Origin of the sequence: Nonomuraea turcica, assembly GCF_030718205.1 — a bacterium.
Taxonomy (GTDB): domain Bacteria; phylum Actinomycetota; class Actinomycetes; order Streptosporangiales; family Streptosporangiaceae; genus Nonomuraea.
In genome coordinates this window covers 300,645-312,671 of record NZ_JAUZQF010000002.1, presented here as the reverse complement: position 1 = coordinate 312,671, position 12,027 = coordinate 300,645, and the positions used below count along the sequence as shown (strand labels likewise).

The 12,027-nt window shown below is 69.5% G+C and carries 8 protein-coding genes; 6 read left to right on the top strand and 2 right to left on the bottom strand.

The annotated features are described in order from the left end of the window. Positions 1–6: 6 nt before the first annotated feature. A complete protein-coding gene (locus Q9G87_RS07130; RefSeq protein ID WP_305915399.1) occupies positions 7–1,149 on the bottom strand; it encodes an ROK family protein in 1,143 nt (380 codons plus the stop codon). Between the two features lie 87 nt (positions 1,150–1,236). On the opposite strand from Q9G87_RS07130, the gene Q9G87_RS07125 reads away from it, so the two are divergent. Genes Q9G87_RS07125 through Q9G87_RS07100 form a run of 6 tightly spaced genes read left to right on the top strand, consistent with a single transcriptional unit; the run spans position 1,237 to position 11,252 of the window. Beyond that, entirely contained in the window at positions 1,237–2,715 is a 1,479-nt protein-coding gene (locus Q9G87_RS07125; protein WP_305915398.1) for a sugar ABC transporter ATP-binding protein, read from the top strand. Further along, complete coding sequence (locus Q9G87_RS07120; RefSeq protein ID WP_305915397.1) at positions 2,712–3,734, top strand: ABC transporter permease; 1,023 nt, start codon at positions 2,712–2,714, stop codon at positions 3,732–3,734. The genes Q9G87_RS07125 and Q9G87_RS07120 overlap by 4 nt, the downstream gene beginning before the upstream one ends. Next, positions 3,731–4,669 carry an ABC transporter permease gene (locus Q9G87_RS07115; protein WP_305915396.1) on the top strand — a complete coding sequence of 313 codons (939 nt, stop codon included), beginning with the start codon at positions 3,731–3,733 and terminating at the stop codon, positions 4,667–4,669. Before Q9G87_RS07120 ends, Q9G87_RS07115 begins: the two co-directional genes overlap by 4 nt. Next, complete coding sequence (locus Q9G87_RS07110; protein ID WP_305915395.1) at positions 4,656–5,858, top strand: ABC transporter substrate-binding protein; 1,203 nt, start codon at positions 4,656–4,658, stop codon at positions 5,856–5,858. Before Q9G87_RS07115 ends, Q9G87_RS07110 begins: the two co-directional genes overlap by 14 nt. Continuing rightward, positions 5,855–6,670 carry a sugar phosphate isomerase/epimerase family protein gene (locus Q9G87_RS07105; RefSeq protein ID WP_305915394.1) on the top strand — a complete coding sequence of 272 codons (816 nt, stop codon included), beginning with the start codon at positions 5,855–5,857 and terminating at the stop codon, positions 6,668–6,670. Before Q9G87_RS07110 ends, Q9G87_RS07105 begins: the two co-directional genes overlap by 4 nt. A gap of 19 nt (positions 6,671–6,689) precedes the next feature. Then, entirely contained in the window at positions 6,690–11,252 is a 4,563-nt protein-coding gene (locus Q9G87_RS07100; RefSeq protein WP_305915393.1) for a ThuA domain-containing protein, read from the top strand. A 101-nt stretch (positions 11,253–11,353) separates the two neighbouring features. On the opposite strand, the gene Q9G87_RS07095 is transcribed toward Q9G87_RS07100, so the two are convergent. Beyond that, a complete protein-coding gene (locus Q9G87_RS07095) occupies positions 11,354–12,016 on the bottom strand; it encodes a DUF2637 domain-containing protein (RefSeq protein WP_305915392.1) in 663 nt (220 codons plus the stop codon). Between the last annotated feature and the right edge of the window lie 11 nt (positions 12,017–12,027).

Here is a 12,027-nt window from a genome sequence, read left to right as displayed (position 1 = left end):
GATGAGTTAGCTGAAGTCGACGACCCGGTCCACCGCGGCCGGTGTGAGCACGTGCTCGATCACCATCGTGGCCGCGCCGCTCACGCCCGCCCGGTCCCCCAGCGAGCTGGCCCGGATGTCGAGTCGCTGCGTGGCCAGCGGCAGTGACCGACCGTACACGACCTCGCGTACTCCGGCCAGTAGGTGCTCGCCGGCCTCCGCCAGGTCACCGCCGATCACGATCGTGGTGGGGTTGAAGAAGTTGACGATCGAGGCCAGGACCAGGCCGATCTCGCGGCCGCTCTCCCGTACAAGCTTGATGGCCTCGATGGTGCCGCCGCGCACGAGCCGTACGACGTCACGGGTGCCCTCCACCTGCAACTGCGCCGCGAGGGCTCCGCCGCCGGCGATGGCCTCCAGGCAGCCGATGTTGCCGCAGCGGCACAGCGCCTGGTCGGCGGAGGGCACGCGGACGTGGCCGATGTCGCCCGCGGCGCCCTGCGCACCGCGGTGCAGACGGCGCTCGCTGATGATGCCGCAGCCGATGCCGGTGCCTACCTTGACGAAGATCATGTGCTCCACGTTGGGAGCGGTGGCGCGGTGCTCGCCGAGCGCCATGATGTTCACGTCGTTGTCGACCAGGACGGGCGCGTTGATCTTGCCGTGGAGCCATTCGAGGACGGGGAAACCGTCCCAGCCGGGCATGAGCGGCGGGTTGATGGGGCGGCCGCTCGTGTGCTCGACCGGACCGGGCAGTCCCAGGCCGATGCCTCCGATGTCGCTGATATCGCGATCGGTCAGCAGGCCGGCGGCGGTATCCAGGAGCCAGGTCAGGCAGCGCTCGGGACCGCTGTCGATCGGCACGTCCGCGGTCTGTTCGGCGAGCACCGCGCCGCTGAGGTCCGTGAGCGCCACCCGCGCATGCGTCACGCCCAGGTCGGCGGCGAGCACGAGCCGGGCCCGCGGGTTGAACGCGAACGCCGTCGCGGGCCGTCCGCCCGACGAGATCGCCTCCTCGACGGGCAGAATCCAGCGCTGGTCCAGCAGCGCATCCAGCCGCTGGGAGAGCGTCGACCTGGCCAGGCCGGTGAGCTGGACCAGCTCGGCACGGGTGCGGGCCTGGCCGTCACGCAGGATCGAGAGCAGGGCTCCCGGCGATTCATGGGTCAACGCAGCCCCTTCCGCTGAGCATTAAGTCCAAGATTACTCCAGCTTTTGATTGACCGTCGGCGGAAGTCCGATCTACGATCTCGCAACATGGAGGATATAGGCCGGAAATCGGCCGAAAACTCCCGGCTGCTGCGAATGACCGGCATCGGGAAGAGCTTCCTCGGCGTCCGGGTGCTCACAGGCGTCGACCTTGACGCGGCGCCCGGCGAGGTACACGCGGTCGTGGGCGAGAACGGGGCGGGCAAGTCCACGCTCATGAAGATCCTCGCCGGGGTGCACGCTCCCGACGAGGGCACGATCGAGATCGATGGCCGGCGGGTGTCGTTCGGCCATCCGCTGGAGGCGCAGCGGGCCGGAGTCGCGATCATCTATCAGGAGTTCAACCTGCTGCCCGAGCGCAGCGTGGCCGAGAACGTCTTCCTCGGTCGCGAGCCCTCCCGCCGCGGCCTCGTCGACGCGGCCGCCATGGTCAAGGAGACCGAGCGGCTCCTGGCGGAGCTGGGCGAGGACTCCTTCGGCCCCCGCGACCCCGTCAAAAGGCTGTCCGTCGCGCAGCAGCAGGTGGTCGAGATCGTCAAGGCGCTCTCGCTGGACGCCAAGATCGTGGTGATGGACGAGCCCACGGCCGCGCTCGCCGAGCATGAGGTGGAGTTGCTGTATCGGCTGGTGCGGCGATTACAGGAGCGTGGTCTCGCGGTCCTCTACATCTCCCACCGTCTGCGCGAGGTCTTCGACCTGGCCTCCCGGGTGACCGTGCTGAAAGACGGCGCCCGCGTCGCCTGCGTGGACACCGCCGCCACCGCTCCGGACGAGCTCATCCGCCTGATGGTCGGCCGTGATCTCGGCACCTACTTTCCGCCCCGCTCCTCTGCCGCGGGAGAGGTCCGGCTCAGCGTCACGGGCGGCGGCAACGCTCGCTTACACGACATCTCCCTTGAATTACGCGCCGGCGAGATCGTCGGCCTCGCCGGACTGCAGGGCTCCGGGCGTACCGAACTCGTCAAGGCCCTGTTCGGCGCCGAACCCTTCACCACCGGCACCATGACCCCCCTACGCCCCCGCTCCGTACGCGAGGGCGTCGCCGCCGGGCTCGGCCTGGTCACCGAGGACCGCAAGGCCGAGGGCCTTGCCCTCCGTCAGTCCGTCCGCGACAACGCGCTGCTCGTGGCCCGCGCCGCCGGCCGACGGGTCCCCGCCCTGACCGCTCTCCTGGAGCGGGTACGGCTGTCGCCGCCGCGCCAGGAGCAGGAAGTCCAGTACCTGTCGGGCGGCAACCAGCAAAAGGTCGTCCTGGCCAAGTGGCTCGTCATGGCACCGGACGTCCTCCTCTTCGACGAACCCACCCGCGGCGTCGACGTCGGCGCGAAGGCGGCCATTCACGACCTGATGCGCTCGGTGGCCGAGGAGGGGACCGCGATCCTGATGATCTCTTCTGAACTGCCCGAACTGATCGGCATGAGCGACCGCATCCTCGTCCTGCGCGACGGCCGCCTGGCCGGCGAACTCCCCGCCGGGGCTTCGGAGGAAGCCATCATGCACCTGGCCGCGGGGGAGGAGGCCTCGTGAACGCGCCGGGACCCCGGGTGGCCGAGACCCGCACCTCGCCGGGCCGCAACGGCGCGACCGGGAACGGAGGAGCCCGGCGTTCGTGGACGGCGCTCAACCCGACGAAGGTCGTCTACCTCGCGCTCGTAGCCGTCATCGCGATCGGGTGGCTGTTGGTGGCCATCGACGGCGGGAACTTCCTCACCCTGGAAACCATCGTCGGCATCCAGCAGCGATCCGCGGCCCTCGGCATCGTGGCGGTCGGTCAGACGCTGGCGATCCTGGCCGGATCGCTCGACCTCTCGGTGGCCTACCTCATCAGTCTCAGCTCCCTGGTGGCGGCCGAGATCATGGAAGCGGGCAGCGTCCCGGGAGGCGTGGCGGCCGTCATCGGGATCAGCGCGCTCGTCGGCCTCGTCAACGGGCTGGTGATCACCAAGCTCAAGGTGCACGCCTTCATCGCCACCCTCGGCGTGGCGCTGATCATCAAGGGCGTCCTCGACCACCTCTACGACGGCCCGGCGGGCAAGGTCCCCGAGTCGTTCCAGCATCTCGGCTACGACCGCATCGGTCCCATCCCCGTCTCGGCCCTGCTCTGGGCGGCGGTGGCCGGCGCCGCGTGGTTCCTGCTGTCCAGGAGCAGGTACGGCTACCGCGTCTACGCGGTGGGCGGCGACGTCGAGGTGGCCAGGCTCTCGGGCGTCAGAACGGATCGCGTGGTCATCGTCACGCACGTGCTCTGCTCCTTGTGCGCGGGCATCGCCGGGTTGCTGCTCGCCAGCAGGCTCGGCGCCGGCGTCCCCACGGTCGGCACCGACGGCGGCTACGACCTGGAGTCCATCGCGGCGGTCGTCCTCGGCGGAACCGCGCTGGCGGGCGGGAAGGGCGGGGTCGCGGGCACGGTCGGCGGTGTCCTCCTCCTGGCGGTGCTGGACAGCATCTTCAACCAGCTCGAGGTCAACTCCTTCTTCAAGGACGTCGTCCGGGGCGTCGTCATCGTGGCCGCCGTCGCGATCTATGCCAGGAGGCGGAAGTCATGAAGCGCACCCTGCCGATCTTCGCCGTCCTGCTGGTCCTGCTGGCGGCCATCGCGCTGGCCAATCCCTTCTTCCTGGAACCCGCCGGGTTCCTGGCGTTCGTCAAGCGGGCCGCGCCGCTGGTGATCCTGGCGGCGGGCCAGTACTTCGTGATCGTGTCCGGCGAGTTCGACCTGTCGGTGGGCTCGCTGGTCACGGCCGAGGTCGTCATCGCCGCCCGCCTGATCGACGGGAACGAGGCGGCCACCTGGCCGGTGCTCGCCCTGCTGATCGGGTTCGGCCTGCTCGTGGGCCTGGTCAACGGCGTGGTGACGACGCTGCTGCGGGTGCCGTCGTTCATCACCACGCTCGGCATGCTGCTCATCCTGACCGGTGCGGTCTTCCTGTGGACGGGCGGCGCGCCCAGGGGAGCGCTGTCGCAGGCGTTCCGCGTCTTCGGCCGCGACACGCTGTGGGCCGTCCTCATCCTGCTCGCGGTGGGCGTGGCCGCGGTCCTGCTCATGCGCGCCGACTTCGGCCGCACGCTCATCGCCACCGGCGACAACGAGCGGGCGGCCGCCCTGTCGGGAGTCAGGGTCAACGGGGTCAGGATCCTCGCGTTCGTGATCTCCGGACTGGCCGCGGCCATTGCCGGGATCCTGCTCGGTGGGTTCGCCGGCGTCTCCGCCCAGGTCGGGCAGGGCCTGGAGTTCTCGGCGATCACCGCCGTCGTCCTCGGCGGCGTGGTCCTCGGCGGCGGACGCGGCTCGGTCGTGGCCGCCATGGCCGGCGCGTTCACCCTGGAGGCGCTGTTCACGCTGCTCAACCTGTACGGGATCTCGGGGGCACTGGAGTTCACCGTGCAGGGCGTCATCATCATCGCCGCTGTCGCCGCGGGAGCCGTTCGACTGCCGTGGAAGTTCACCCCCCGAAAAGGAGACGCCCATGTCGCGTCATAAAGCCATAGTCGCGGTGTTCGCGCTACTCGTCATCGCGGGATGCACCAGCGACAAGCCGACCGCCACCGTCACCCAGTCGTCGTCCGCGGCCCCGAGCAGCCAAGCGCCGGCCGCGGGGACCGGGGAGCAGTCGAAGTTCTTCGTCCAGGCCGACTACGACGCGCAGCTCGCCATGCGGTCGCAGACGCCTGAGGGTCCCTCGGACAAGCCGTGGGAGCAGGCGATCGCGCCGCAAATGATCGACACCGCGAAGTACAAGAAGGACGGGCCGTACAACCTGTGCTTCTCCAACGCGGCCGTCAACAACCCGTGGCGGCAGGTCGGCTGGAAGACCATGCAGGCCGAGGTGGCCGAGCACAAGGAGATCGCCAAGCTGACCGCGCTGGATGCGGAGGGCAAGGACGACAAGCAGATCTCGGACATCGCCGAGTTGCAGGCCAAGGGCTGCGACGCGCTGATCATCTCGCCGAACACCACCGCCACCCTCACCCCGGCGGTGAAGGGCGCCTGCGACAAGCTGCCGGTGATCGTGTTCGACCGCGGCGTCGAGACCGACTGCCCGGTGACGTTCATCAAGCCGATCGGCGGGTACGCCTTCGGCGCTGACGCCGCCGAGTTCCTCGTCGAGAAGGTGCCGGCGGGCGGCAAGATCCTGGCGCTGCGCATCCTGCCGGGCGTGGACGTGCTGGAGACCCGCTGGTCGGCGGCGAAAGTGACGTTCGACAAGAGCCAGCTCCAGGTCGTGGGTGTGGAGTTCACCGACGGCGACGCGGCCAAGACCAAGAGCATCGTCAGCGACTACATCCAGCGGCACGGCAAGATCGACGGCGTCTGGATGGACGCGGGCGCCACCGCCGTCGCCGCGATCGAGGCGTTCGAGGACGCCGGCCAGCCGGTCCCGCCGATCAACGGCGAGGACCAGCAGGACTTCCTGCAGAAGTGGAAGGACGGCAACCTCACCGCCATCGCGCCCACCTACCCGACCTACCAGTGGCGCACGCCGATCATCGCCGCGCTGAAGATCCTCAAGGGCGAGCAGGTGCCCAAGACCTGGAACCTGCCGCAGCCGAAGATCACCGCGGAGAACCTGACCACCTACCTCAAGCCCAACATGCCGCCGCTGCACTACGCGCTCTGCGGCTGCGAGACCCTGCCCGGCTTCCCGGAGAAGTGGGGCGGCAAGAAGTGAACATCGGGGTCAACACCTGGGTGTGGACCTCGCCTCTGACCGACGGTGACCTGGAGAGGCTCGCTCCCCAGGTCGCCGCCTGGGGGTTCGACGTCATCGAGCTGCCGGTCGAGCAGCCGGGCGACTGGGACCCGGCGCGGGCCGCCGACCTCCTCGCCGAGCACGGGCTCAAGGCCACGGTGGTGCTGGTCATGCCGCCAGGGCGGGAGCTCGTCGCCTCCGACACGGTCAAGGAGACCCAGGACTACCTCCGTCACTGCATGGACGTGGCGGTCACCGTGGGCTCGCCGGTCATCGCGGGCCCCGCCTACACCTCGGTCGGCCGGACCTGGCGCATGTCGCCCGGCGAGCGCCGCGCCGCCTACACCGAGCTGCGGGAGAACCTGAAACCGCTGGTCGACCACGCCGACGTGCGGATCGCGGTCGAGCCGCTCAACCGCTATGAGACCAGCCTGATCAACACCGTCGAGCAGGCCCTGGACGCCCTTCCACCGGGCGTCGATCTGGCTCTCGACATCTACCACATGAACATCGAGGAGAAGGATCCGGCGGCGGCCGTACGGAGCGCCGCCGGCCGGATCGCGCACGTCCAGGTCTGCGGCACCGACCGCGGCACCCCGGGCCAGGACCGCTTCGACTGGCCCGCCTTCACCCAGGCCCTGCACGACGTCCGGTACGCGGGGCCGCTCGTCATCGAATCCTTCACCGCCCACAACCAGACCATCGCCACCGCCGCCTCCATCTGGCGGCCGCTCGCTCCCAGCCAAGACGCTCTAGCCATCGACGGACTGACCTTCCTCAGAACACTCTGAAAATCACCGGAGATCCGCCATGCGTCGGTTCCTTGCTGCCCTCATTCTGCTCCTCTTACCTGCGAGCCCCGCTCTCGCCACCACCTCCCAGCAGGCTGCCTTCCGCGCCCTGCTCTTCACGAAAGCCGTCGGCTACGTCCACGACTCCATCCCCGCCGGCATCCAGATGATCAAGGATCTCGGCGCCGCCAATGACTTCGAGGTCGTCCAGACCGACGACTCCAGCGTCTTCAACGACGCCAACCTCGCCACCTTCGACGCGGTGATCATGCTGCAGAACTCCGGCATGGTGTGGGAGAACGACGCCCAGCGGCAGGCCGTGCAGAACTACGTCCGCTCTGGCAAGGGCATCGTCGGCATCCACAACGCCCTCGACATGGGCATCGAGAACGAGTTCCCCTGGTGGGACGAGCTGATCAACGGCGGCGCGCACATGCCCGCCCACTCGCCGGGCGTGCTGCAGGGCACCGCCAAGGTGACCGACCGGGTGCACCCGTCGACCAAGAACCTGCCGCTGCGCTGGCAGCGCCCCGAGGAGTGGTACAACTTCTCGCCCAACCCGCGCGGCAACGTGCACGTCCTGGTCGCCGCCGACGAGACCACCTACGACCCAGGGTCGGCGAAGATGGGGCCCGACCACCCGATCTCCTGGTGCCGCAAGGCCGAAGGCGGCAAGGTGTGGGCCACCGCCATGGGCCACGACAGCGCCGCCTACGCCGAGCCGCTCTTCCGCGAGCACGTCCTCGGCGGCGTCCAGTGGGCGGCGGGCGCCGTCGAGGGCGACTGCGGCGGCACCGTCACCAGCAGCTTCGAGAAGGTGACGCTCGACGACAACACCGCCGACCCGATGGAGCTGGACGTCGCCCCGGACGGGCGGGTCTTCTACGTGCAGCGCAAGGGCGAGATCAAGATCTACAAGCCGGACACGCACGCCACCGTCACCGCCGCCACGCTGAGCGTCTACACCGGTGGCGAGGACGGCCTGGTCGGCATGGAGCTCGACCCGAAGTTCGCGGAGAACGGGTGGATCTACGTCTACTGGTCGCCGGAGAGCAGCGAGACGGACGTCAACCGGCTCTCCCGCTTCACCGTCAGCGGTGACACGATCGATCTGGCGACCGAGAAGAAGATCCTCGAGGTGCCCGCGTACCGGCAGCGCACCTACCCCGAGCCCGGCCACACCGGCGGCGCGGTGGAGTTCGGGCCGGACGGCACGCTCTACCTCAGCACCGGTGACGACGTGCCGCCGAACCTGTCGCCCGACTGGCAGGGATACGCGCCGATCGACTGGCGGCCCGGCCAGCAGATGCTCGACGCCGCCCGCACCGCGGGCAACACCAACGACCTACGCGGCAAGATCCTGCGCATCACGCCGACGGCCGACGGCGGCTACACCATCCCGGCCGGGAACCTCTTCCCCGAAGGGACCGCCAAGACCAGGCCCGAGATCTACGCCATGGGCTTCCGCAACCCCTTCCGCTTCACCGTGGACCAGAAGACCGGGTATGTGCACGCCGCCGACTACGGCCCCGACCGCGGCGGGCCCACCACCGACCGCGGCCCGGAGGGGCTGGTCGAGTACAACGTCATCAAGAAGGCCGGCAACTACGGCTGGCCGTTCTGTCACGGCGACAACCAGCCCTACGCGCCCTACAACCCCGACACCAAGGTCGTCGGGCCCAAGTTCAACTGCGCGGCGCCGGTCAACGACTCGCCCAACAACACCGGGCTGACCGAGCTGCCGCCGATCGAACTGCCCGTCATGTGGTACGGCTACGGCGTCTCACCGGCCTTCCCCGAGCTCGGGGAAGGTGGCTCGGCGCCGATGAGCGGGCCGGTGTACCGCTACGACGCGGCCAACCCGTCCACCACGAAGTTCCCCGCCTACTTCGACGGCAAGAACTTCTTCTACGAGTGGTCGCGCCATTACGTGAAGACCATCCACCTCGACGACCAGGACAAGGTCCTCAAGATCGACCCGTTCCTGGGCTCGTTCACCAAGCCGATGGACATGACCTTCGGCCGCGACGGCTCGATGTACCTGCTGGAGTGGGGGAGCTCCTTCGGCGGTGGCAACAACGACTCCGGCCTCTACCGGATCGACTACTCCGCCGGCACCCGGTCCCCGGTCGCCAAGGCCACCGCGTCGAAGACCGACGGACCCGCGCCGCTCACCGTCGAGTTCGACAGCGCGGGCAGCTACGACCCCGACGGCGATCCGTTCGACGTGGCGTGGGACTTCGACGGCGACGGCACGGTCGACTCGACCGCCGCCAAGGCCTCGCACACCTACACGGCCAACGGCCGCTTCACCGCCCAGCTCCGGCTCAAGGACACCACCGGCAAGGAGGGCTTCTCCAACGTCGAGATCACCGTCGGCAACACCAGGCCCGTGGTGACCGTGGAGACGCCGCTGGACGGGACCCTCATCGAGTTCGGGCAGGACGTCCCGTACAAGGTGAAGGTCACCGACGCCGAGGACGGCACGATCGACTGCACCAAGGTCTTCGTCAACCCCGGGCTCGGGCACGACGACCACGAGCACGAGACCGTCGACAAGCCCGGCTGCGAGGGCACCATCTCCACCAGCGACATCGGCGGCCACCCCGCCGGCGCCAACCTCTACTACGTCATCAACGCCCACTACGCCGACCAGGGCGAGAACTCGCTGACCGGGTACGCCAAGGTCGTCCTGCAGCCGAAGCGCAAGCAGGCCGAATACTTCAAGGCCTCCTCCGGCGTCCGCGTCATCGACCAGGCGGGGGCCGAGAGCGGCAAGCGCATCGGCGACATCAGCAACAACGACTGGATCGCCTTCACCCCGATGGACCTCAACGGGATCACCTCGGTCGCCTTCCGGCTGTCCAGCCCGTACGGCGGCGGCTCCATCGAACTGCACGCGGACTCACCCACCGGCGCGCTCCTGGCCACCGCGCCCGTGCACAACACCGGCGGATGGGACACCTACCAGATGACCGCCGCCGTCCCGGTCACGTCGGACGTGCGCACCAAGACGATCTACGCCGTGTTCAAGAACAGCCAGAACAACGCCTTCGACCTGGACGCCCTCCAGTTCACCGGCGAGAGCCAGGGCGGCGGTCTGGAACCCGGCACCTACACCATCACCGCCCAGCACAGCGGCAAGAACGTCACCCCCAAGGACGCCTCCGTCGCCGATGACGCGCCGATCGTGCAGATGACCGCCGGCACGGGAGCCGAGCAGAAGTGGGAGGCCGTGCCGCTGGCGGACGGCGGCTACCAACTCAAGAACCTCAAGAGCGGCAAGTGCCTCGACGTCCCCGGCGGCTCCACCACGCCCGGCACCCAGCTGGTCCAGTGGGCGTGCCACCCGGCCGGGCACGGGCATCTCAACAACCAGCGGTTCTTCCCGGCGGCCACCGGTGAGACCTACAAGATCACGGCGGCGGCGAGCGGTCTCTGCCTCGACATCAGCGGGGTCTCCCAGGACGACGGCGCCGCGGTCGTCCAGTGGACGTGCACCAACACCGACAACGAGAGGTTCCGCTTCTCTCCGGTGGCGGGCGCCGACAAGACGCCGCCGGTGACCACCGCCAAGGCGGCCGAGCCGAACGGCGGCGACGGCTGGTACAAGAGCGGCCCGGTCGAGGTCACGCTGACCGCCAAGGACGACGCCAGCGAGGTGGCCGCCACCGAATACAGCCTCGACGGCGGCGCCTGGACGCCCTACAGCGAGCCGATCCTCGTCAGCGGGGACGGCACGCGCAAGCTCGACTACCGATCCCGGGACGGCGCGGGCAACGTGGAGGAGGCACGCACGCTCACGCTGAAACTCGACACCACCGCTCCCACGACGACCGCGTCGTTCGCCCCGCCCAACTCCAGCGGGTGGAACAACGCCGACGTGCCCGTGGTCCTGGCCGCCACCGACGCCGGCTCCGGCGTCGCCCGCGTCGAGTACTCCCTCGACCAGGGGGCCTGGCAACCGTACACGGACAAGCCCGTCGTCGTGAGCGGCGACGGCAGCCACGAGGTCCGCTACCGGGCCGTCGACGTCGCCGGAACGTCCGAGCAGGAGAAGGCCGCCACGCTGAAGATCGACGGGACGCGCCCCACCCTCATGGTCTCCGGCGTCTCCGACGGCGAGGTCTACGGCGACTCGCAGGACCTGCGCATCACCTGGCAGGCGGTCGACTCCACCTCAGGGGTACGCAGCACGTCGGGCACCATCGACGGGACCGCTTACCCGGCGGACTCGGTGCTCCCGCTGTTCACCCAGACGCTGGCCGGGCACACGGTCTCGGTCACGGCACACGACAACGCGGACAACGCCATGACGACGGACGTCCGCTTCTCGGTGACCACGTCACTCCGGGACATGCAGAACCTCATCGACCGCTTCCGCGCCACCTCCTGGATCTCCGCCGCCGAGCAGACGGCGCTGACCAAGGAGCTGACCCGCGCCAGAAAGGCGGAGGCCGCCGGCGATGACGCCAGGGCCATCCGCCACCTCACCACCTTCAAGACGATCGCGGTACAGCGGGCCGACGTCCGTCAGGTCCTCACCCGCGATGCCGACAAGATGATCGCCATCCTCTCCTAGGAACGCGATCTGTGAGAGCTGAGTGCGGCCCGGGGCCGGCGCCGGCGAGGTCTTCGCCCTCCGCGCCGCTCCGGCCGCACTCAGCGGCGTCTCCAAGGTCTTCAGGCGCGGCTGTGGCCGTTGAGTGCTTCGCGGCGGTATTTGCGCCCGGTGGTCTCATGGACGCCGAGCGCACGGGCGAGCGCGGCCCCGGTCATGTTCGGATCCTGAGCGAGCAGGGCCGCCACCTGGGCTCGCCGGTCACCGTCCTCCGGGACCGCGTCTGCCGGCGCGTCCTGGCCGCTCTGTGGCGTGGCGTGCACCACCGGTTCCGGCTGCGGCGCCCGGTCTGAGGCCAAGCTCGGCGCGGTGGGCTCGGCGCGCGCTCGCTCCGGCTGCCCGGGGTCGCGCGCCCGGTCGGCGAGCTCGCGACCCGAGCGGACCACCCACATGATCAGCTCATACGAGATCACCAACGCGATGGCCGGCCACGCGGCCAGCGCCGCGGCCAGGGGGCCCCGCTCGATCCCGTGCAGGATATTCGCCGCCAGCGTCGCGGCGACTCCGAGCGCCAGCGCCCAGCGGGCCAGTGCCGGCACCGCCAGGCGGTAGCGGGCACACCACAGCAGCACCATCGAGGAGGCGTAGATCATGCCGTCCACCGTCGCCGGGACCAGATGCGCCGACAGCTCGTCCTCGGCGCCGTACTTCTCGATCACCGCCACGGCATGCCAGTACGACACCCACGCGGCCACCGCCGCGACCGCCAGCACCACGGCCGTCATCGACGCACGAA